Source organism: Flindersiella endophytica, from assembly GCF_054779015.1.
Genome location: NZ_BAAGYY010000023.1, coordinates 118,734 through 138,628, shown reverse-complemented (window position 1 = coordinate 138,628; position 19,895 = coordinate 118,734). Strand labels below are relative to the sequence as shown.

The 19,895-nt window shown below is 69.8% G+C and carries 22 protein-coding genes; 8 read left to right on the top strand and 14 right to left on the bottom strand.

Annotated elements, in window-relative coordinates:
* Positions 1-26: 26 nt before the first annotated feature.
* Genes ACYVF6_RS25010 through ACYVF6_RS25000 form a run of 3 tightly spaced genes read right to left on the bottom strand, consistent with a single transcriptional unit; the run spans position 27 to position 3,050 of the window.
* Positions 27-1,262, bottom strand: coding sequence for a hypothetical protein (locus tag ACYVF6_RS25010; protein WP_460524949.1), 1,236 nt, complete (start codon positions 1,260-1,262; stop codon positions 27-29).
* Positions 1,263-1,305: 43 nt separating this feature from the next.
* Entirely contained in the window at positions 1,306-2,532 is a 1,227-nt protein-coding gene (locus ACYVF6_RS25005; protein ID WP_460524948.1) for a hypothetical protein, read from the bottom strand.
* Positions 2,529-3,050: a SigE family RNA polymerase sigma factor gene (locus ACYVF6_RS25000; RefSeq protein ID WP_460524947.1), complete on the bottom strand. Its 522-nt coding sequence runs from the start codon at positions 3,048-3,050 to the stop codon at positions 2,529-2,531. Before ACYVF6_RS25000 ends, ACYVF6_RS25005 begins: the two co-directional genes overlap by 4 nt.
* 125 nt (positions 3,051-3,175) lie before the next feature.
* Here ACYVF6_RS25000 and ACYVF6_RS24995 point away from each other — a divergent pair, with 125 nt between their 5' ends.
* A complete protein-coding gene (locus ACYVF6_RS24995) occupies positions 3,176-3,733 on the top strand; it encodes a TetR/AcrR family transcriptional regulator (protein WP_460524946.1) in 558 nt (185 codons plus the stop codon).
* Between the two features lie 367 nt (positions 3,734-4,100).
* On the opposite strand, the gene ACYVF6_RS24990 is transcribed toward ACYVF6_RS24995, so the two are convergent.
* Positions 4,101-5,609: a hypothetical protein gene (locus ACYVF6_RS24990; protein ID WP_460524945.1), complete on the bottom strand. Its 1,509-nt coding sequence runs from the start codon at positions 5,607-5,609 to the stop codon at positions 4,101-4,103.
* Positions 5,606-6,163 (bottom strand): SigE family RNA polymerase sigma factor, encoded by a 558-nt coding sequence (locus tag ACYVF6_RS24985; RefSeq protein ID WP_460524944.1) that lies wholly within the window; start codon positions 6,161-6,163, stop codon positions 5,606-5,608. Before ACYVF6_RS24985 ends, ACYVF6_RS24990 begins: the two co-directional genes overlap by 4 nt.
* 117 nt (positions 6,164-6,280) lie before the next feature.
* Between ACYVF6_RS24985 and ACYVF6_RS24980 the strand changes: the two genes are divergently transcribed.
* Together ACYVF6_RS24980 and ACYVF6_RS24975 are read left to right on the top strand one after the other, a co-directional pair.
* Positions 6,281-7,105 carry a response regulator transcription factor gene (locus ACYVF6_RS24980; RefSeq protein WP_460524942.1) on the top strand — a complete coding sequence of 275 codons (825 nt, stop codon included), beginning with the start codon at positions 6,281-6,283 and terminating at the stop codon, positions 7,103-7,105.
* Positions 7,106-7,117: 12 nt separating this feature from the next.
* Complete coding sequence (locus ACYVF6_RS24975; protein WP_460524941.1) at positions 7,118-8,242, top strand: sensor histidine kinase; 1,125 nt, start codon at positions 7,118-7,120, stop codon at positions 8,240-8,242.
* Between the two features lie 155 nt (positions 8,243-8,397).
* On the opposite strand, the gene ACYVF6_RS24970 is transcribed toward ACYVF6_RS24975, so the two are convergent.
* The gene (locus ACYVF6_RS24970) at positions 8,398-8,904 is read right to left on the bottom strand and encodes a GtrA family protein (RefSeq protein WP_460524940.1); all 507 of its coding nucleotides are present in this window, start codon (positions 8,902-8,904) and stop codon (positions 8,398-8,400) included.
* A 127-nt stretch (positions 8,905-9,031) separates the two neighbouring features.
* On the opposite strand from ACYVF6_RS24970, the gene ACYVF6_RS24965 reads away from it, so the two are divergent.
* Together ACYVF6_RS24965 and purE are read left to right on the top strand one after the other, a co-directional pair.
* On the top strand, positions 9,032-10,150 hold the full coding sequence (locus ACYVF6_RS24965) for a 5-(carboxyamino)imidazole ribonucleotide synthase (protein WP_460525545.1): 1,119 nt from the start codon (positions 9,032-9,034) through the stop codon (positions 10,148-10,150).
* Positions 10,143-10,676, top strand: coding sequence for a 5-(carboxyamino)imidazole ribonucleotide mutase (purE, locus tag ACYVF6_RS24960; RefSeq protein ID WP_460524939.1), 534 nt, complete (start codon positions 10,143-10,145; stop codon positions 10,674-10,676). Before ACYVF6_RS24965 ends, purE begins: the two co-directional genes overlap by 8 nt.
* Positions 10,677-10,734: 58 nt before the next feature.
* Here the strand turns inward: purE and ACYVF6_RS24955 are convergent, their stop codons facing one another.
* The 4 genes from ACYVF6_RS24955 to ACYVF6_RS24940 are packed head-to-tail and all read right to left on the bottom strand — an operon-like array spanning position 10,735 to position 12,297.
* Positions 10,735-11,055, bottom strand: a complete 321-nt coding sequence (locus ACYVF6_RS24955; protein WP_460524938.1) for a hypothetical protein — start codon at positions 11,053-11,055, stop codon at positions 10,735-10,737.
* A gap of 12 nt (positions 11,056-11,067) precedes the next feature.
* Positions 11,068-11,388, bottom strand: a complete 321-nt coding sequence (locus ACYVF6_RS24950) for a hypothetical protein (protein WP_460524937.1) — start codon at positions 11,386-11,388, stop codon at positions 11,068-11,070.
* A 51-nt stretch (positions 11,389-11,439) separates the two neighbouring features.
* Positions 11,440-11,862: a PNPOx family protein gene (locus tag ACYVF6_RS24945; RefSeq protein WP_460524936.1), complete on the bottom strand. Its 423-nt coding sequence runs from the start codon at positions 11,860-11,862 to the stop codon at positions 11,440-11,442.
* Between the two features lie 15 nt (positions 11,863-11,877).
* The gene (locus tag ACYVF6_RS24940; protein WP_460524934.1) at positions 11,878-12,297 is read right to left on the bottom strand and encodes a CoA-binding protein; all 420 of its coding nucleotides are present in this window, start codon (positions 12,295-12,297) and stop codon (positions 11,878-11,880) included.
* 82 nt (positions 12,298-12,379) lie between these two features.
* On the opposite strand from ACYVF6_RS24940, the gene ACYVF6_RS24935 reads away from it, so the two are divergent.
* On the top strand, positions 12,380-12,970 hold the full coding sequence (locus tag ACYVF6_RS24935) for a hypothetical protein (protein WP_460524933.1): 591 nt from the start codon (positions 12,380-12,382) through the stop codon (positions 12,968-12,970).
* 244 nt (positions 12,971-13,214) lie between these two features.
* On the opposite strand, the gene ACYVF6_RS24930 is transcribed toward ACYVF6_RS24935, so the two are convergent.
* The gene (locus ACYVF6_RS24930; RefSeq protein WP_460524932.1) at positions 13,215-14,384 is read right to left on the bottom strand and encodes an acyl-CoA dehydrogenase family protein; all 1,170 of its coding nucleotides are present in this window, start codon (positions 14,382-14,384) and stop codon (positions 13,215-13,217) included.
* Between the two features lie 107 nt (positions 14,385-14,491).
* On the opposite strand from ACYVF6_RS24930, the gene ACYVF6_RS24925 reads away from it, so the two are divergent.
* On the top strand, positions 14,492-15,811 hold the full coding sequence (locus ACYVF6_RS24925) for a UDP-glucose dehydrogenase family protein (protein ID WP_460524931.1): 1,320 nt from the start codon (positions 14,492-14,494) through the stop codon (positions 15,809-15,811).
* 91 nt (positions 15,812-15,902) lie between these two features.
* Here ACYVF6_RS24925 and ACYVF6_RS24920 read toward each other — a convergent pair whose 3' ends face one another.
* Together ACYVF6_RS24920 and ACYVF6_RS24915 are read right to left on the bottom strand one after the other, a co-directional pair.
* Positions 15,903-16,727, bottom strand: coding sequence for a class I SAM-dependent methyltransferase (locus ACYVF6_RS24920; RefSeq protein WP_460524930.1), 825 nt, complete (start codon positions 16,725-16,727; stop codon positions 15,903-15,905).
* Between the two features lie 5 nt (positions 16,728-16,732).
* Positions 16,733-17,419 (bottom strand): TetR/AcrR family transcriptional regulator, encoded by a 687-nt coding sequence (locus tag ACYVF6_RS24915; protein WP_460524929.1) that lies wholly within the window; start codon positions 17,417-17,419, stop codon positions 16,733-16,735.
* A 73-nt stretch (positions 17,420-17,492) separates the two neighbouring features.
* On the opposite strand from ACYVF6_RS24915, the gene ACYVF6_RS24910 reads away from it, so the two are divergent.
* Entirely contained in the window at positions 17,493-18,377 is an 885-nt protein-coding gene (locus tag ACYVF6_RS24910; RefSeq protein WP_460524928.1) for a bifunctional helix-turn-helix transcriptional regulator/GNAT family N-acetyltransferase, read from the top strand.
* Here ACYVF6_RS24910 and ACYVF6_RS24905 read toward each other — a convergent pair.
* Positions 18,374-19,753 (bottom strand): LCP family protein, encoded by a 1,380-nt coding sequence (locus ACYVF6_RS24905; RefSeq protein WP_460524927.1) that lies wholly within the window; start codon positions 19,751-19,753, stop codon positions 18,374-18,376. The genes ACYVF6_RS24910 and ACYVF6_RS24905 overlap by 4 nt on opposite strands.
* Positions 19,754-19,895: the final 142 nt, after the last annotated feature.

The window sequence follows — 19,895 nt, the reverse complement described above, 5'->3', positions numbered from 1 at the left end:
TCCAGCAGCCGGCCGGGACGTTCGTTCTACAGCGTGCCGAGTACGTACGGCGCCGGGTTGTCAGCCGACGGGTCGTAGTGCACCGGGTCGGTCAGCAGCTCGCACTTCGCGGTGAGGGAGCAGGCGACCAGTGCGGTCTTGTCATCCGGCGTGACCTTGCCCTCGGCGTCTGGGCCGTTGTCCCAGGCGCTTAGCACCAGGCGGGCCTGGTCCTCGGATCGGAAGCGGTCCCAGCTCACCTGGTCGACCAGCCCTGCGTCGACCTTCAGCAGCTGCTTGCCCGTACGGGCGTCGACGACGACCACCCACGCGGGCCCGGCGCCGGGCGCCTCGAACTGCCACGCCGCGGCGTACTTGCCGTCCGGAGAGAAGCTGACCACCTCCAGGTCACAGTGCCTCCAAAGCCGCTTGGGCTCGCCGCCGGCCCTGGTGTCGTACACGCCCGCGCAGGGCTTGGTCCCGATCTGGTAGCCGGCGAGCAGTCCGGTGCCCGGATCGGTTGCCGTCAGGTTGTTCGGTTCCTTGATGGGGGTCACCTGCTTACTCGCGGGATCCCAGAGAGCGACGTCCGGCCGGTCGTCACTGGCCGGGGTCATGAGGGCTACGCGGTCTCCAGTGAAGCCCATGACGTCGTACTCCTTGGAAGGCACCACGTCGGAGATCATCTTGCCGTTGGCATCGGCGATGAACGTCACCTTCTGCTCGGAACCTGTCTTCAGCTGGGACCAGGCGAACTGGGTCCGGTCCGCCGAGACGACGGGAACACTCGGATCCGTTCCCACGTCCATCGAGCCCTCCGCGATCGTCTGGCGGTCCTCCGCGGTAACCACGTCGAGCGCGCGCGACGTGCCCGCGTCGGCGTCATGGAAGACGAGATAGCCGGGACCGCCGTCATCGAGGGTGACTCGCCCCAGCAACGTCGGTACCGACTTCTCCTTGATCTTCTCGTTGCCGTCGAAGATCGTCTTCTGCTTCGCGTCCCACCAGATCGCGTCGGACGTTCCGCGCTGGAGCTGGTCGAAGTCGAGCTTGACCTCGGCCCCTTGCTTCCGCGCGGACGGGTCCTCGGTCTGGTCCGAGGTCTGGCTGACCGTCGGCTCGGCCGATGTCGTTGTGGTCTCCGTGGGGCCGGTCTTGGCCGACGCGGAAGGTGAGGTGGTCCCGCAGGCGGTAAGCGGCACCGCCAGAGTGAGCGCGACGGCGGCGGCCGCGACGCCGGTGATCCGGCCGCGTCCGCGGTGCGGTTGCTGGTAGGTCGACATGCTGAACTCCATCCCGTTTTTGCTTGGTTTGTCGATATTCCGGCTAGTTGGTCGGTAGCGCGTAGAGGTTCGAGTTCACCCACGGAAGCGGGTCGCCGACCAGCTCGCACGTGCCGAACAGGTCGCAGCGGACCAGGGCGTTGTCGTCCTGTGAGTACGCGTTGAGAACAACGTGGGCGCTGTCGGCCTCCCAGGCAACGCCATCCCAGGAGGTGGCCCGCAGCTTCAGCACGTCGCGTCCGTTACGCAGGTCCACGAAGGTGTACGTCACGTCCGTGACGTCGCCTTCGGTGGGCGGCGACAGCACGGCGTACCGGCCGTCCGGGGAGAGGCTGACCACCTCCATCCCGCAGCCCCCGCGCCACAGCTGCCGGTCGCCGTCGTTCACGTCGATCACGGCGTTGCACAGCTCTTCGGCGGGGTTCCCCGTCTGTACGGCCACCAGCTCTTTGGCCGGGACAGTGGCCGCGGCGGACAGTGCGTCCTTGACGGTCCTCACCTGACCGGAGCGCAGGTCCCAGACATGGGTCTGGACAAGGTCCTTGTCGTCGTACCGAGACGAGAGGATCACGCTGTCGCCAGCAAACCCGGTGACCTCGGAGAGGAAGTCGAACCTCTTGCGGTGCAGGACCTCTCCGGAGCTCGAGGCCACGTTGACGCCGTGATCCTCACCGGTCGTGTACGCGATCTGCTTGGCGTCGGCCGAGACGGCGAACGATTCGGCCTGGTCGGTCAGCTGCTTCCCGGCGCTCTCGCCGCCCACCAGGTCGAGCCGGGCGCCGACCTCGCTGGTGGTCTGGAACATGGCGTAGCGAGTGGCGCCTTCGAAGCTGAGCCGGGCGAAGAGCTCGGGTCTCGCGTTCTGTCCAAGCGGCAGGCTCTGCTTGCCCCAGCGGAGGACACCGTTCTTCGCGTCCCACCAGGCCACGCTCGTGGTGCCGTGGCGCAGCTTGTCGAAGTCGATGCTGATCGGCTTGGAGTCAGCCGGCAGCGGCTTGGGCGCCTGGGTCCGGCTGGGCGTGGGTTTCGTGCTCGGCGTCGGGGTGTTCACCACCTGGTCCCCGGGCGTGGCGAGGTTGATCACCTGCGTACCAGCCGTGACGACGGCGGCGAGTGCTGCGGCAGCAACGACCACGGTCGCGATCCTGCGCTGGCGGCGGATCCTGCGGGACTTCCGGAACGCGCCCGGAGCGATGTCGGTGCCGTCCCAGCTCTGGTCGGCCTGCCTTCGCATCCAGGCAGCGAGCTCGTTCTCAAGCTGCTTGGTCATCGCAATCCCTTCGCCGCGTCGGCGGTCGTCGTACTGGCGTACTTGTCGCGCAGGGCGGCCAGTGCGCGACTGGTGGAGCTCTTGACCGTTCCGACCGAGCAGTCCATGATCTCGGCGGTCTCGGCCTCGCTGAGTCCTTCGAGGTAGCGGAGGACGATCGCCACGCGCTGCCTGGGCGGCAGGCTGTGGACGTACTCCTTCAGCTCGTCGCGGTCTTCGGCGCCGAGGTCAGGCTCCGCCGCTGGGCGATTCGGCAGGTCGTCCGTGGTGTGCTCCAGGCGCCGCCAGGCGCGGCGCCACCAGCTGGTGTGCTCGTTGACCATCGCCCGCCGCACGTACGCGTCGAGCGCCTGCTTGTCCCGGATGCGGTTCCAGGACAGGTAGACGCGTGCCAGCGCTGTCTGCACGAGGTCCTCCGCGGCATGGTGATTGCCGGTGAGGACATAGGCGGTACGTAGCAGCGCCCGTTGTCGTGCGGCCACGTACTCACTGAAGGCCTCGTCAAATGCCTCCGCCACCGCGAACCCCTCCGTTCGTCTATGCCATGTGAGGACGCGGTCCAGATCGGAAGGTTGCCCCGGATTGGGGAGAAGTTATAGTACGATCGTACATGTACGTTTGTACTGGTGGTGATGAAGCTTTGGTGAGCGGGGCTGGGCGTTCTGCTGGGCGCCGCCGGGATCCGGAAGGCCGGCGCCAGGCGCTGACGGCTGCCGTGCTGGAGACGATCGCCGAGGTTGGCGCGGGCCGTACGACCCACCGCGCGGTGGCGGCCCGCGCCGGCCTCCCGCTCGGCGCGACGACCTACTACTTCCCGACGCTGAACGACATGATCGCCGCCGGCCTCCAAGCGGCGACGGAAGCCGCGCGGGAAGAGCTGCGCTCCTGGACGATGCAGATCCGGACGAGCGCGAACGTGCCGCGCACCGTGGCGTTGCTGATCGAACACTATGTGGCTGACCGCGCCAGAGCCCTGCTGGAGTACGAGCTCTACCTCTCCGCCGCCCGCGACGCGCGGCTGCGGCCGCTGGCCAAGCTCTGGCTCACCAACATCCGCGACTCCCTTACGCCGGTGGCCGGCGAACGCGCGGCCCGCGCAGCCGCCGCCCTCATCGACGGCACAGTGCTCGAGGCCATCGCCACGGCCCAACCTCTCGACACCAGTGAGTTGGAACAGAGCTTGAAGCGCCTCCTCACCTGAGCCGAGCCGCGCTTGTGGCCCGCGGGACCGCTCGCCCCAGGCGGCCCGCTCCACTGCTGGCGACTATCCCGCCCAGGCCGACGAGCCACGTCCACGCATCACGCAGAGCGGTCGAGCAGGGCTGCTGTGCTGGCCGCCGCCAACTGCGCCTGCCCTGCGCCGCTGGCTGCGGTGTTCGCCCCCCGGCGCCGGCGCGCGTCGCCTGCAAGCTTTCTGTCGAGCGGCCGAGCCGGGTGTGCTGTGCTGGCACCTGCGCCGGCCGTGCGGGCGTGACCCGCCGGCGGCCGAGCCGTCTGCCGTCATCTGGGCGGCGGCTGCCCGCCTTGCGCCGCTGAGCTGCGGCGCTCACCAGTCGCGCCGACGCGGATCAGCGCGGGCCGAGTATCTGGTCCACCTGGGTCAGGAGCTCCTGGCTCGCCTTGGCCACGCCGTTCACGTCGAAGAGGGCGGGGCAGCTGCCGCGCAGGACGCGGATCTCGTATCGGCCGCCCACGCGGTCGGTCAGCAGGAGGATGTCGATCGGGCCGGTGTAGGTGTCCCATTCGCAGGTGATCGTTCGCTGCTTGGCCGACTGGTTGGCCAGCCCGCGCAGGCTCTCCGCCTGCTCCGGCGGCAGCTCCTGCTGCTTCCTCAGCTCACCCAGGTCGTCGGAGCCGCTGTAGCGGCACAACCGTCCACCAGCAGCCGGCTGCGGAACGGCGCTGTCCGGGTCACGCGTGTAGGACTCGTAGAGCTGCTTTTGCCGCCCCTTCTCTCCGGGCTCGAGCCGAACCGGGCACTGCGGCACGATCGGCGGCGTCGACGGCGGGCTGATCTCCAGCCGCTGCTGCTCGGCGAGCGACTCGGCGGACCCCACGATGCGACTGGCGCCCATCCGGAACGCCTGGCCGGACTGCGCGTACCCGCAGCCGTACGCCTGGAACGTGGTCACGACCCTCCGCCCGTCCGGGTAGCCGAGCACCAGGTCGTACGTGGTGCCCAGCTCCATCGTGCAGACGGCGTTCGGGTCGACCGCCGGCAGCGCGTTCAGCTCGCCGGCCAGTTTCGCCGCGTTGGCCGGGTCGAAGACGACCTGGGAGAGCGCGCTGTCCCCGCCGCCGGCACCGGCCGGGTTGTCGCGGGCGCAGAGCCGAGCGCTGTCCGCGCCATCAGGCACGAGCGGTCCGGCCGCCCCCGGGACGGGCACGCCCATCGCCGCGTCGTGAGCGGGGCACTTCAGCGCGGCGTCGGGCTGCCCACGCACCAGCCGCTTGCCGATGTCGACCAGCTGGTCGCCGCCGAGGCGGTACTCGTTGCCGTACTTCGTCACCCCACACCCGAACGACTCGAAGGCGATCACCGCCCGCCGCCCGTCCGGGTAGCCGAGCACCAGGTTGTACGTCGGCCCGAGTTCCGACGTGCACGTCGGGTTGAAGCTGCCGGACGGAAGCCGGTTCAACGCCGCCGTCAGCTCGCCGACGCCACGGGTGAGGGTGGCCTTCATCAGCTCCGGATCGCCGGGCATCGCCTCGCCGGCGCCCATCCGGCCCGGGCAGAAGCGGGCGGACACCGCGCCGTCCGGCACCAGCGGTCCGGAGCCGGTCCACCGAGACCCGCCGGGCGCCGACGGTTCCGGGCAGCCCAGGTCGCCGACGTCGCGAGTGCCAGTCACCAGGCCGTCGTCGACTGAGCCACCGATCAGGCGGCTGAGTACGGGAGGTGCCGCCACACCGGCCACGACCAGGACGACCGCCGCCGCGACCACGGCGATCCCGACCCGGCGCCGCCGGCGGCGGATCCTGGTCTCGGTCTGGTCGTACCGGCTCGGATTGCCCGGCAGCCCGTCGGTGGCGCTGCTCAGCGCACCCCGCAGGCGGCTCTCGAAGTCGTCGGTCATCGCTCCTCCTCGACGAGTGCGGTCACGAGCGGGGAGGAACGCAGGCGGGCCAGCGCACGGGCTGTCTGGCTCTTGACCGTGCCGACCGTGCAGGCAAGGATCGTGGCGGTCTCGGCCTCGGTCCGGTCCTCGAAGTACCGCAGCACCACGACCGCCCGCTGCCCGCGCGGCAGCTTGGCCAGCGCCCGCAGCAGCGTGGTCCGCTGGTCCACACCGGCGTACTCGTCGGCGCCGGAACGATCCGCCGGCTCCGGCGGCTCCTCGGTGGGCAGCTCGGCACGCCAGCGCCGCCGCCACCAGGTGGCGTACGTCGTGTAGAGGACCCGTCGCACGTACGCCTCGCCGGCGCCGTCGCGGCTGACCCGGCGCCAGTGCCGCCAGGTCTTGGCGAGCGCCGTCTGCAGCAGATCTTCGGCCTGGGCCGCGTCGCCGGTCAGGAGGTACGCCGAGCGCAGCAAGGCCTGGGAGCGGCCCGCCACGAACTCGGCGAACGTGATCTCCTGCGCGTCGGCGGCGTCCTCGATCTGGTGGACGTCTCCGGTACCCGTCGTCATCGCGTCCCTCCCAACCCCGACAACCACTTGGATGCCTACGAAGGTTGTCAGGTTCGTTCGGCAGCGTTTCCGGTCGCGACAGATGACCACGCAGCGTGTCGGCCGTACCATCGAGTCATGATGCGCGACGGGGAGTCGGTTGGCCGTGCGGACTCGCCCAACGGGGCGAACCCGCAGCGCGCCTTGCGAGTGATGGTCGCAGAGGACGACGTGGCCATCGCTGATCCGCTTGCCCGGGCACTGCGCCGTGAGGGCTACACCGTCGAGTTGACACCGACCGGTGAGATCGCGATCGACCGAACCGCCAGCGGCGAGATCGACCTGCTCGTCCTCGATCTCGGGCTGCCCGACATCGACGGGCTGGAGGTCTGCCGGCAGCTGCGCAAGGACGGCAGCCGGGTGCCCGTTCTCGTACTGACCGCCCGCGCGGACGAGGTCGACACGGTCGTCGGGCTGGACGCCGGCGCCGACGACTACGTCACCAAGCCGTTCCGGCTGGCCGAGCTGCTGGCCCGCGTACGCGCGCTGCTGCGGCGCAACCCGCCCGAGCCGGCGGCCGCCGTCGCCGAGAGCAGTGGTGCGCCGGACGCCGTCGTCGACCGGCACGGTGTACGCATCGACCCGCAGTCCAGGCGGGCCTGGCTCAACGGCGACGAGCTGCACCTGACGGCGAAGGAGTTCGACCTGCTGCGGGTGCTGCATCGCGACGCCGGCAAGGTCGTCACGCGTGAGCAGCTGATGAACGAGGTGTGGGAGACGACCTGGTGGTCGTCGACGAAGACGCTCGACATGCACATCTCGTGGCTGCGCCGCAAGCTCGGCGACGACGCCTCCAAACCGCGCTACATCGCGACGGTGCGCGGCGTGGGGTTCCGCTTCGAAACCGATCCGTCGAACCCTTCGGCTTCGTCCACACCGTCCACTCCGTCGGCGACGTCGTAGGGCCGGGGAGCGATGCGCCGGCGGCTGGTCGTCACCACCACGGTGGTCGCGATGGTGACCGCGACCATGTTCGGCGTACCGATCGGGCTGTTCGGGCAGCGCTACTTCGGCCGCGGCTGGCAGGAGTTCTTCGCGATCCTCGGCTTCGGCCTGGCAGCGGTGGCCGTGGCGGTGGTGTTCGGGTTCTGGCAGGCCCGGCGGCTGTCGGCCCAGCTGGGCGAGCTGGCCGCGGCGGCCGAGCGTCTGGGCTCCGGCGACCCGCGGCCGCACCTGCGGCGTTACGGCGTACCCGAGCTCGACCGGGTGGCCGAGATGCTCGACGTGAGCGCGCGCCGGATCGCCGAGACGCTGGCCGCCGAGCGGCAGCTGTCGCAGGACGCCTCGCACCAGTTGCGTTCGCCGCTCACGGCGCTGTCGATGCGGCTGGAGGAGATCCTGGCCGCCGACGACTCCGCGGTCGTACGCGAGGAGGCGGCGATCGCGCTCGGGCAGGTCGAGCGGCTGTCACAGGTCGTCGAGCGACTGCTCACGCAAAGTCGTGACTCCCACGCGGCCCGCGCGACGCTGGTCGACGTCGACACGGTCGTACGCCAGCAGGTCGAGGAGTGGCGGCCGGCGTTCCAGCGGGCGCGCCGGCGGATCGAGGTCACGGGGTTGGCCGGCCTCTCGGTCGCGGCGACGCCGGGGACGCTCGGCCACATCCTGGCGACGCTGCTGGAGAACGCCCTGCACCACGGCGGCGGCACCGTGTCCGTCCGCCGCCGGACGACCGGCGTACGTCCGGGCGGCTCAGTCGTGATCGAAGTGTCCGACGGTGGGGCGGGGGTGCCGGAGGAGCTGGGGCAGCGGATCTTCGAGCGGGCAGTGAGCGGACGGAGCGGCACCGGGCTGGGCCTGGCCCTGGCCCGCGACCTCGCCGAGGCCGGTGGGGGCCGGCTGGAGCTGGTCTCACGGCGGCCGGCGGTGTTCGCGGTCTTCCTACCGCGCGGAAACCCGCCGGCGGCCGCCGCCGATGATCCGTCCCGGCAGGGCGCGCCCGCGGGGGATGCCGGCGTGCGCTCGAAGGATGCCCAAGCCAGCTCGCGAGCCTCGTCCAACGGATCGGGTGGCGCGTCGCGGAAGACGAAGCGGCGGTAGCGCCAGAAGCTGGCACGAGACCTCGCCGGTCGCGGGCGGATGGCGGCTGGCCCTGGTGTCGCAGCGGGCTCGCGGCTTGTTCGCGGTGCTCTCCCGCGTGGAACCTGTCGTCTGCGGCGCTCGGCGCGGGGTGGTGCGCCCGCCGGGGATGTGGCTCAGCGGCCGGAAGAAGCCCCGGCCGGCTCGCGGGCGTCGTCGTCAAGCGGGTCCGGTGGCGCGTCGCGGAAGACGAAGCGGCGGTAGGACCAGAATCTGAAGAGAGTGCCGAGGCCGATGCCGATGAAGTTGGCGATGTTGTCGGTGACCGGGCCGGACAGCTGCAGGACGTAGAGCACGAGGCCGAGAACGGCCAGGTTGATCACGAGCCCGGCGAAGTTGAGCAGGAAGAACAGCCCGTACTCGTGGTGCATGGCCCGGCGCTCACGATGCCGCCACGTCCAGTAGCGGTTGCCGAGGTACGTCACGACCGTGGCCAGCGCGATCGAGATCGCCCGAGCCGTCAGCGGCTTGTGGTGCAGCAGCCCGGCGCCACCGAAGTCGTAGCGCAGCAGGTTGAAGACGCCGATGTCCACGATCATGCCGACAGCGCCCACGAGGCCGAACTTGGCGACCTCGTGCACCATGTGCTCCGCCTTGCGGTACAGCGCGATGACAGCTTTCAACAGCTCAGACCTTCCGGGACAAGTCCGCCGACTCTATCGAGGTTTGCCGAAGCCCGCCCGGCGGGCTGGCACGGGTCCGTTAGTCTCCGAAATCGTGGCGAAGCTTGCAGGTGTACCAACTGTCGGAATGATCGGCGGCGGGCAGCTGGCCCGGATGACCCATCAGGCGGGCATTCCGCTCGGCGTCGACTTCCGGCTGCTGGCCGAGGGACCGGACGTCTCGGCGGCCCAGGTGGTCCGCGACGTGACCGTCGGCGACTACCGCGATCTCGACACGCTACGACGCTTCGTCGAGGGCTGCGACGTCGTGACGTTCGACCACGAGCACGTGCCCACCGAGCACCTGCACAAGCTCGTCGCCGACGGCGTGGCCTGCCAGCCGGGGCCGGACGCGCTGGTCTACGCGCAGGACAAGGGCGCGATGCGGGCCCGGCTGACGGCGCTGGGTATTCCGTGCCCGCGGCATCAGGTGGTCGAGGAGCCCGGCTCGCTCTCGGCCGACGAGCTCGGCGGCTGGCCGTTGGTACTCAAGACGACGCGCGGCGGGTACGACGGCAAGGGCGTGTGGGTGATCGACGGGCCGTCCGATCCGGCGCTGGCGGAGCCGTTCCTGGCCGGCGTTCCCGTGCTGGCCGAGGAGAAGGTCGACTTCGCGCGCGAGCTGTCGGCTGTCGTGGCCAGGTCGCCGTCCGGACAGGCGGTGGCGTACCCCGTCGTCGAGTCGGTGCAGCGGGACGGGATCTGCTTCGAGGTGACCGCACCGGCACCCAACCTGCCGGAGGAGCGGTCGGTCGAGGCGCAGCGGATCGCGCTCCGGATCGCCTCCGAGCTGGACGTGACCGGCGTACTGGCAGTCGAGCTCTTCGAGACACGCGACGGCCGGATCCTGGTCAACGAGCTGGCGATGCGGCCGCACAACTCCGGGCACTGGACGATCGACGGGTCGGTGACCAGCCAGTTCGAGAACCACCTGCGAGCGGTGCTGGACCTGCCGCTGGGCACGCCGCGTACCCGCGCACCGTGGACCGTGATGGTCAACGTGCTCGGCGGCGAGTACCCGGACATGCACCGGGCCTTCCTGCACTGCATGGCGCGCGACCCCGGGCTGCGGATCCACCTGTACGGCAAGGAGGTCAAGCCGGGCCGTAAGGTCGGGCACGTCACGGCGTACGGCACCGACCTGGCGTCGGTACGCGAACGGGCCCGCCACGCGGCGGCGTACCTGACCGGAGAGATCGATGAGTGAGGCTGGTTCCCAGGCCGCGGCGGCGCCGAAGGTCGGGATCGTGATGGGGTCGGACTCCGACTGGCCCACGATGGAGCCGGCGGCGTCGACGCTGGACGAGTTCGGCGTGCCGTACGAAGTGGGCGTGGTGTCGGCGCACCGGATGCCGCGGGAGATGCTGTCGTACGGCGAGTCGGCGGCGGGACGCGGGCTGGCGGTGCTGATCGCGGGGGCGGGGGGAGCGGCGCACCTGCCGGGCATGCTGGCGAGCGTCACTCCGCTGCCGGTGATCGGGGTGCCGGTGGCGCTGAAGTACTTCGACGGGATGGACTCGCTGCTCTCGATCGTCCAGATGCCGGCCGGCGTCCCCGTGGCGACGATGGCGGTGGGCGGAGCGCGCAACGCGGGGCTGATGGCCGTCCGCATCCTGGCAGCTGGTGACCCGAAGCTCCTGGCCGCGATGGAACAGTTCCAGCGCGACCTCGAAGCGGTAGCCCGGGCAAAGGGCGAAGCGCTGCAGGCCAAGCGCGCAGCCGCCTCGGAATAGCCGGACCAATCGGTCCCGGTCAAGCCGGCCGGTGGGTCGCTGTCCGGCGTAGCTGGGGCTACTCGTCGGGATCGTCGACGAGGTACGCGGCGGCCGCCGGCTTCTCCTCATGTTCTTCCGGCGTACCGCGGAACACCCAGACCCGCACGTGCGCCACGGCGTCCGGCGGATAGTCGCCGAAGTCGTCGCCGAAGACCTTCAGGCGGTCGGCGCCCTGGACCTGGCCGGGGTTGTCGAGGATCCAGCGCTCGAGTACGGCCCGGGCGACGTCCTTCGGCCGGCGAGAGTCGAGGGACGTGCGCGGCTGGGCGAGCGTCAGGCACTCCCAGGTGCCGCGTTGCTCGGCGACGTCGAGACGGTACGTGTATGGCTCGGCCACGGTGTTCCTCGCTTATTCCTCGGGCCGGTCGACCAGGTAGGCCGCGGCCGCGGGGTAGGCCTCGTGTGCGTTGACGGGGCCCCGGAAGATCCACACCCGAACGTGCGAGATCAGGTCGTCAGGGTAGTTCTCGACGTTGTCGCCGTGCACCTCGACGCGTTCGGCGCCGCCGACGTCGCCGGGGTGGTCGACGATCCAGTCCTCCAGGATCGCGCGGGCGACGTCCCTTGGATCTCGCTCGTTCAGGGTGGAACGGGTTTGGTCGATGATTAACGTCCGCCACTTCGCGTCGTAGTTGCTGACATCAACGTGATACGTGAAGGGCTCGGACATGATCAGAGCCTAGCGAGGATTTCCGGTCCGCTCAGGAGGTCGGTAACGTCGTCAGAAGCCTCTGATGCGGTCCGGCGCGATCCTCACGAGTACGGAGTAGTCGGCGAAGAACTGCTCGTTGGTCATGCCGAGGTGTTTGATGTGCTCGGCGTACTTCGCAACGTAGGCGGCGATCTCGGCGTCGCTCTGCCCGCCGGCGTCGACCGTGGCCGTTCCGGACAGGATGACGATCGCCCCGCCCGTACTGTCGCCGTTGAGGTTGAACGACACTCTCGGGTTGCGAGCGATATTGCGAAGTTTTGGCGTGTCAGGCTGGCTGAACACCAGCAAGGTGTCGTCGTGCCAGAGGAACCAGACGGGGTTGGGCGCGGGGGTGCCGCTCTTCCCCGCGGTCGTAAGCCAGCCGACGGCCTCGCTGTCGAGGCGTGCGGTGGCGCGCTTGCCGAACTCGGTGGACTGGTCGATCAGAGTCACGATGAACGGGCTCCTTCAGCGTGGTCCGTGCCGCGGCCACTCGATGACCGGGCAATGGTTCATGACCATCAACAGACCCGCGGCTGTCGTTGTTTCGTACGCGGCCCGATCGATCACGTCGAGTTGGAACCACACCGCTTTGGCGCCGATCTCTCGTGCCGCCGCGGCGACCGGGCCGGCGAGGTCGGAGTTGACGAACACGTCCACGCAGTCGACGGCGAACGGAATGTCGGCGAGGTCGGAGTAGCCGGGCTCGCCGTGGACGGTCTCGGCTTTCGGGTGCACAGGCACGACGCGCTTGCCGTGCTGCTGGAGGAACCGGGCCACGCCGTACGCGGCGCGCGCCTGATTGTTCGACAGGCCGACGACCGCCCAGGTCTGGCAGTCGCGAAGGATCCGCTCGATGGTCGCTGGGTCGTCCCAAGGATTGCTCACGCGAACCATCTTCCCCTCGATCTTGGCCGGATGCCCAAGCTGTCAGGTTCCTTACGTGGTGGGTGCGGCACGATGGGCTTCGATGACTTCGTCGATGCGATCGCCCTCGGACGATGCGGCGGACCCGCTGGCCTGCGCGGGATGCGGCCGGCTGCCCGGCTCCGGCGCCGATCCGGTGCTGCGCTGTCCGGGCTGCGAAGCGGACTCCGGACTCGCCGCCCGCGCGATCGCGGCGATGGTGGTGCGGTTGGGAACCCAGGCTCGGGCGTGTGACGCGTGCGAACGGATCACGATCGTCGTCGAGCCGAGCATGGTGTGCGCGGTCTGCGTCCGGCCGCTGGAGGAGGTCAACGACCTGCTGTACTCCCGGTACGCGACCACCGGACCCGCCGACCCGGCCGACGCACCATGCGTCGGGTGCGGCTACTACGTCTCGCGGCCGAACCCGGGTGGGCCCGCCCTCGACGTACTCATCGAATGCCAGGGCTGCGGCGACCAGATCCGCATTCCGGAGGAGGACTTCGCCGTCGGCCAGGGCATCCGCCTCCTGTGCGGCCGCTGCCACAGCCACACCCTCGTACCGAAGACCGTGTGGTGCCCGAAGTGCGGCCAGCACCTGCGCACGCTCGGCATCCCTGAGCTGGTCCGCGAAGCCAACCGCGACAACAGCTGAGCGATCTGAGCGAGCGCGGCCTCGGCGAGCCCTTGTCTGGTACCGGGTTCCACTTGGTACTGAGTCCCATTTGGTACGCAGTTCCAGCCGGTACCGAGTGCCGTTTGGAACCGAGTACCAGTTGGAACCGAGTACCAGTTGGAATCGAGTACCAGTTGGAACCGAGTACCAGTTGGGACCGAGTACCGTTTCGCGCATCGGTCACGCCGACCTTCACGCTTCGGATCTGCGGCCGAGCAGAAGCTCAGTCCGCGAGCAGCTTGCGGGCCATCACCATGCGCTGCACCTGGTTCGTGCCCTCGTAGATCTGCGTGATCTTCGCGTCGCGCATCATGCGTTCGACGGGGTAGTCCGACACATAGCCGTAGCCACCCAGCAGCTGAACCGCATCCGTCGTGACCTCCATCGCGATGTCCGACGCGTAGCACTTGGCCGCCGCGCCGAAGAAGGTGAGGTCGGAGTCGCCGCGTTCGCTGCGGGCCGCCGCCACGTAGGTCAGCTGCCGTGCCGCCTCGAGCTTCATCGCCATGTCGGCAAGCATGAACTGGATGCCCTGGAACTCCGCGATCGCCTGGCCGAACTGCTTGCGCTCCCGCACGTAGCCCTTCGCGTAGTCCAGCGCCCCCTGCGCGATCCCCACCGCCTGCGCCGCGATCGTCACGCGGGTGTGGTCGAGCGTGCGCAGCGCCAGCTTGAAGCCCTCGCCTTCGACACCGATCAGGCGATCAGGCGGCAGCCGTACGTCGTCGAAGTAGACCTCGCGGGTCGGGGAGCCCTTGATCCCCAGCTTCTTCTCCAGCGCGCCGAAGCTCACCCCGGAATCGGACTTCGCCACGACGAACGCCGAGATGCCGCGCGCACCCGCGGCAGGGTCGGTCACCGCGAAGACCGTGTAGTACTCGCTGACCCCGGCGTTCGTGATCCACCGCTTCGCGCCGTTCAGCACCCACTCGTCCCCGGTACGCACCGCCCGCGTCTTCATCGCCGCTGCGTCGGAGCCGGCGTCGGGCTCGGAGAGGCAGTACGAGAACATCGCCGACCCCTCGGCGACCGGCGTCAAGAACCGCCGCTTCAGATCATCAGACCCCGCAAGCAGCAACGGCATCGTCCCGAGCTTGTTCACCGCCGGGATCAGCGACGACGACGCACAGGCCGCCGCGACCTCCTCGATCACGATCGCCGTCGCCAGCGCGTCCGCGCCCACCCCGCCGTACTCTTCCGGGATGTGCGGAGCGTGAAAATCCGACGCTCGCAAGGCGTCGTACGAAGCCTGCGGGAACGTCGACGTCTGGTCGGCCTCCGCCGCTCCCGGCGCCAGCTTGTCGCGGCACACCGCGCGGCACGCTTCGCGCACCGCCTCGTGTTCCTCGGTCGGCGCGTACAAGGGAAACTCGCTCACCCGCTCACCCTCCATTCACCTGACCCTCGCGCGGTGTTCACTGCGCCATTCACCCAGGCAGATCCTACGTTGAGGTAGCCTGCCGAGTCCTGGGCCCAACCCTGTACGGAAGGCTTCTGCCCGTGACGTACCGCATCACTGTGATCGGAACCGGTTACCTCGGCGCGACCCATGCCGCCGGCATGGCCGAGCTCGGTTACGAGGTCCTCGGCGTCGATGTCGATCCTGCCAAGGTAGCCGCGCTGACCGAAGCACAGGTGCCGTTCTTCGAGCCGGAGCTCGAGCCGCTGCTGCGCAAGCACGTCGAGTCCGGCCGGCTGCGTTTCACCACCTTCTACCAAGAGGCCGCCGACTTCGGCGACGTCCACTTCATCTGCGTCGGCACTCCGCAGCGTGACGGTGAGTACGCCGCGGACCTGACGTACGTCGACAAAGCCGTCGAGTCACTGGCGCCGCTGCTGACCCGTCCGGCGCTGGTGGTCGGCAAGTCGACGGTGCCTGTGGGTACGGCCCAGCGGCTGGCCGGTCGGCTGCGGGAGCTCGCGCCGGTGGGTGCGGAGGCCGAGCTGGCGTGGAGCCCGGAGTTCACCCGCGAGGGACTCGCGGTCGAGGACACCCTGCGGCCGGACCGCCTGGTCTTCGGCGTGACCGGCGGCCGCGCCGAGCAGACGCTGCGCGAGGTGTTCGCGCCGATCATCGACAACGGCTGCCCGGTCGTGATCACCAACTACCCCACCGCCGAACTGGTCAAGGGTTCGGCGAACGCGTTCCTGGCCACCAAGATCTCGTTCATCAACGCGATGGCCCAGGTCTGCCACGTCACCGGCGGTGACGTCACCGAACTGGCCGACGCGCTGGGTTACGACGTGCGGATCGGACGGAAGTTCCTCGACGCCGGACTCGGCTATGGCGGCGGCTGCCTGCCCAAGGACATCCGCGCGTTCATGGCCCGGGCCGGTGAGCTCGGCGTCGAGGACGCGCTGACCCTGTTCCGCGAGGTCGACTCGATCAACCTGCGGCAGCGGCAGTGGGTGGTCGACGTCTCGGCCGAGATACTGGGCAACCAGTGGATCGGGCGGCGGGTGGCCGTACTCGGTGCCGCGTTCAAGCCCGACACCGACGACATCCGCGACTCGCCGGCGCTCAACATCGCCGGCCGGATCCACCTCCACGGCGCGACGGTCACGGTGTACGACCCGAAAGCCAACGAGAACGCCCGCCGCTCGTTCCCGACGCTGCGGTACGCCGACTCGGTGATGGAAGCCTGCCGGGGCGCGCACCTGGTGCTGCACCTGACGCAGTGGCAGGAGTTCCGCACGCTCGACCCGAGCAGGCTCGCCGAGGTCGTGGCCGAGCAGCGCGTGCTGGACGCCCGCAACTGCCTCGACCGCGAGGCCTGGCGAGCCGCCGGCTGGGACTACCGCGGCCTCGGCCGCCCCTGACCAGCAGCCGCGCTCCCGACCTGGCCGGACTGTCCTTCGCGTTCTGGACAAGGCTTCCGATCGCATCAGGCCTCAGGCGGCTCCGGCGGCGTCAGCCGAATTCGTAGCGGAGGTGGCGGATCGACTCGCGCTGGAACTTGAGCTTGAGCATGCCGCGCCAGATGGCCTGGGAGAACGGGGTGGTGGCCATGCGGGCGCCGAGTTCCGGCAGCGCGAGGTACGGCACGTCGTCGGTCAGGCGGAGGGTGGTGACGTCGCGGGCCAGGAGGGGTGGCAGACCCCAGTGGAGGTGGGCTCGGCTGGAGGCGAACCGTGAGGCGAAGCTGATCGTACGTGCGGTCAGCGCGCTGTAGACGTCGAAGCAGAACTGCCCGCTCGGGAACCGTTCCACGATCCGCGCGACCATGGCGGCTGCGGAGGCCGTCGGCAGGTGCATCACCAAGCCCTCGGCGACCACGAGCACGGGCCGGTCATCCACAACGCGGTCCAGCCACTCCGCGGAGGTGACGGAGGCGGGGATCATCGCGTAGCCGTCCCGGTCCGGATAGAGCTGCTCCCGGAGTGAGATCACCTCGGGCAGGTCGACGTCGTACCACTGCACCGAGGATGCCGGCGGGTCGATGCGGTGGACGCGGGTGTCCAGGCCGCAGCCCAGGTGCAGCACGGCACACCGCGGCCGCGCCGACAGGAACTCCCGGGTCCAGCCGTCCAGGTGGTTCGCGCGGATGGGCAGGCTGATCGCCGCCCGCGAGGGCAGCTTCAGCGAGGAGAAGTCGAAGTCCAGCTGCCGTACGGCCGAGTCGGCGAGTGTGTCGCCGAGGATGGGGTCCGGCGAGCGGGCGTCCAGGGCCTTGCCGTACAGCGTCGGCAGGCAGGTCTTCTGTACGTCGGTCAGGGGGAGCAGTTCAACGGCCACAAAGATCACGTCTCCAGTGGTTCCGTGGGAAGGGTGCGGGCCAGTTCGTCCCGCCAGTGCTGGTAGAGCGCCACCACCTCGGCCGCGGCCGAACGGACGGCTGACGGCGACGGCGGTCCCGGCGGCTCGAACGCCTGCCGCAGGGTGGTCGCTAGTAAGGAAGCCTTGGCATCGACGGAGAACGCGTCGGCGCCCGGCAGCTCCTCGCGCAGGTACGCGCCCGCCGTGACCACCGAGAGGCGGAAGAGCAGTTCTGGCGACGGCTCGGAGGCGAGCAGGCCGTGCCGGTGGAGCACCTCCAGGTAGCGCGTGGCGGTGTCGGCCTTGCCGGCGGCGAAGGAGCCGCCGCTGCCGAGGAGTTCGCCGAGCACCTCGTGATCGCGCGTGTAGAGGGCGCGGGCCAGCGGCCGGCGCATGATCAGCCGGTACGCCGTCTGGTGGGTCCGGTGCAGCAGGCACTCGTAGGGATCGGCGCGCAAAGCCCCCAGCTGTTCCTCGAACCCCCGGACGGTGTCCCGGACGAGCACCGCGCCGAAGAGGGCGGTCTTGCTGGGCCAGTAGAGGTAGAGCGTGCCCTTGCCCACGCCCGCCCGCGAGGCGACCTCGGCCATCGAGACCTTGCGGTATCCGACGCGGAGCAGCCACGCCTCGGCCGCGTCGAGGATCCGCGTGCCCTTGTCCAGTTCGACCAACGCCGACCGCCTGACCACATTGGTTTTTCGGTCAGTCTAGCACTGAAATAAATCTCTGACTAAGGTCAGAGAAATGAGCCAGGACGAGGCCATCGCACAGGTACGCAGCTTCAATCGAACGGTCACCCAGCGGGTCGGCGCACTACGCGAGCACTACCTCGCCCGGCAGCGGCCGCTCGGGGAGTCGCGGGTGCTCTGGGAGATCGGCGAGGACGGCCGGGACCTACGCGACCTGCGCGCCAGCCTCGACCTCGACTCCGGCTACCTCAGCCGCGTGCTGTCCGCCCTCGAGCGCAGCGGCCTGGTCGCGGTGGGCCCCGGCGAGCAGGACAAGCGGGTCCGCACTGCCCGGTTGACCACCGAGGGCAAGGCCGAACGCGCGCTCCTCGACCGTCGCAGCGACGACCTGGCCCGCTCGTTCCTCGAACCGCTCAACGCCAGGCAGCAAGCCGAGCTGGTCGCCGCCATGGAGACCGTCGAGCGGTTGCTGACGGCCGGAACGGTGGCGATCAAGCCGTGCGATCCGGAGCACCCGGACGCCCGGCACTGCCTGACCGCCTACGCCAACGAGCTCGCCGAACGCTTCGACAACGGCTTCGACCCCGGCCGGAGCATCCGGGCCGAGCCGGACGACTTGCGCGAGCCCAACGGGATCCTGCTGCTCGCGTACCTCCACGCCGAGCCGATCGGCTGTGGCGCGCTGAGGTTCCACGGAGAGAAACCGACCGAGGTCAAGCGGATGTGGGTCGCTCCCGAGGCCCGCGGCCTGGGCGTCGGCCGCCGCCTGTTGAAGGCACTCGAAGACCACGCCCGCGGCCAGGGCAGCCGAGTCCTCCACCTCGAGACCAACCGCGCGCTCGTCCAGGCCCGGGCGCTCTACACCTCAGCCGGATACACCGAGGTCGCGGCGTTCAACGACGAACCGTACGCCCACCACTGGTTCGAGAAGGTCCTCTAGTTGCCCGAGGACGGCTTCGGTGACGGGATCAGGTCGGCGGGCACGGGGTTGCCCTCGCCCAAGGCGTTGAAGAGCGCCTTCGCCTCATCCGACTTCCACTTCAGTGCACTCGAGCCACCCGACGTGGTGTAGGGCCTGGTCGGGACGGTCAACGAGACGCCCGCACCAGCCGACACCGCACGCATCGCGAGCGCGAACCGCGCCATGTCGACGATGCCGGTGTCCTGGCCGGCCGTGATCGCGTCGCCGACCGCGAGGCAGAACGAGGCGTACCGGATCGGGTTCAGGATCGTCGACGGGCTGATCGCCTTCTTGGTGAGCGCCGACAGGAACTGCTGCTGCCGCTCCACCCGGCCGAGGTCGCCCTTGGGGTCGAAGTGCCGCGCGCGTACGTACCCGAGCGCGTCCGTCGCCTGCAGCGTCTGGCAGCCCGCCGGCAGGTCGATGTGGGCGTCCTTGTCCTTGATCGGCTTCTCGACGCAGATGTCGACGCCATGGACCGCCTTGACGACGGACGCGAAGCCGCCGAAGCCGATCTCGACGTACTCGTCGACCCGCAGGCCGGTCGCGTTCTCGACGGTCTCGGTCAGCAGCGGCGCACCACCGAACGCGAACGCCGCGTTGATCTTGTTGCGCCCGTGCCCCGGAATCGGCACGTAGGAGTCACGCGGGATCGAAATCAGGACGGGAACGCCGGCCGACGGCACCTGCAGCAGCATGATCGAGTCGGTCCGCCGGCCGCCCGCGCTGCCGGTGCCGAGCTCCTTCTTCTCCTCGTCGGTGAGGCCTTCGCGGCTGTCGGAACCGACGATGAGGTACGTGGTGCCGGAGGTGTCCGGCGGCCGGTTGCTGCCGCCCGAGATGTCGACGCGGTCGACCCGGCCCCAGCCGACGAACGGCATGGCGACCAGGAACACGACGTACGCCAGCAGCACCAGCAGGATGATCCGCAGCCAGCGGACCCCTCCACGCCGCCGCGGCGGTCGCGGCCGGTGGAGCGGCTCGACCGGCGGACCCGGCGGACGGCCGCCTCCCGGCGGGTAGCCCTGCCCCGGAGGCTGGCCCTGTCCTGGGTAGCCCTGGCCCGGGTAGCCCTGTTGCGGGTAGCCCTGTTGCGGATACCCCTGCTGGGGGTAGCCCTGCTGCGGTGGATAGCCCTGTTGTGGCGGATAGTTCTGCCCGGACGACGGGTAGCCGCCCGCACGCCGCCCGCCACCACCACCGGTGGGCATCACCTGGGTCGGCTCGCTGCCGCCCTGGCCGTACGGGTCGTTGTAGGGGTCGTCGCGCCCGCCCGGGTTACCGCCCTGGCCGCCATAGAGCCAGTCGTACCGCGAGTCGTCGCGCCCGCCATCGTTTCGTCCGCCGCTGGACATGGTGGCAACTTACCTGGAGTTGCTGACCCGCGGTACCCGCCGGTTGAGTACCGGCGTGCCTCAGCCCGCAGCTCATCCGATCAACCGATACTGGTCGAGCGGGTGAATCGGCGGAAAGGTAGCAGCATGACGGGGGTTGAAC

What these genes read in the sequence shown, in the direction of transcription:
- ACYVF6_RS25010 (WP_460524949.1), bottom strand. Translation starts at nt 1,262, where the DNA reads ATGTCGACCTACCAGCAACCGCACCGCGGACGCGGCCGGATCACCGGC.
- ACYVF6_RS24985 (WP_460524944.1), bottom strand. Translation starts at nt 6,163, where the DNA reads ATGACGACGGGTACCGGAGACGTCCACCAGATCGAGGACGCCGCCGAC.
- ACYVF6_RS24990 (WP_460524945.1), bottom strand. Translation starts at nt 5,609, where the DNA reads ATGACCGACGACTTCGAGAGCCGCCTGCGGGGTGCGCTGAGCAGCGCC.
- ACYVF6_RS24935 (WP_460524933.1), top strand. Translation starts at nt 12,380, where the DNA reads ATGACTTCGTCGATGCGATCGCCCTCGGACGATGCGGCGGACCCGCTG.
- purE (WP_460524939.1), top strand. Translation starts at nt 10,143, where the DNA reads ATGAGTGAGGCTGGTTCCCAGGCCGCGGCGGCGCCGAAGGTCGGGATC.
- ACYVF6_RS24950 (WP_460524937.1), bottom strand. Translation starts at nt 11,388, where the DNA reads ATGTCCGAGCCCTTCACGTATCACGTTGATGTCAGCAACTACGACGCG.
- ACYVF6_RS24930 (WP_460524932.1), bottom strand. Translation starts at nt 14,384, where the DNA reads ATGGAGGGTGAGCGGGTGAGCGAGTTTCCCTTGTACGCGCCGACCGAG.
- ACYVF6_RS24905 (WP_460524927.1), bottom strand. Translation starts at nt 19,753, where the DNA reads ATGTCCAGCGGCGGACGAAACGATGGCGGGCGCGACGACTCGCGGTAC.
- ACYVF6_RS24910 (WP_460524928.1), top strand. Translation starts at nt 17,493, where the DNA reads ATGAGCCAGGACGAGGCCATCGCACAGGTACGCAGCTTCAATCGAACG.
- ACYVF6_RS24965 (WP_460525545.1), top strand. Translation starts at nt 9,032, where the DNA reads ATGATCGGCGGCGGGCAGCTGGCCCGGATGACCCATCAGGCGGGCATT.
- ACYVF6_RS24975 (WP_460524941.1), top strand. Translation starts at nt 7,118, where the DNA reads ATGCGCCGGCGGCTGGTCGTCACCACCACGGTGGTCGCGATGGTGACC.
- ACYVF6_RS24980 (WP_460524942.1), top strand. Translation starts at nt 6,281, where the DNA reads ATGATGCGCGACGGGGAGTCGGTTGGCCGTGCGGACTCGCCCAACGGG.
- ACYVF6_RS25005 (WP_460524948.1), bottom strand. Translation starts at nt 2,532, where the DNA reads ATGACCAAGCAGCTTGAGAACGAGCTCGCTGCCTGGATGCGAAGGCAG.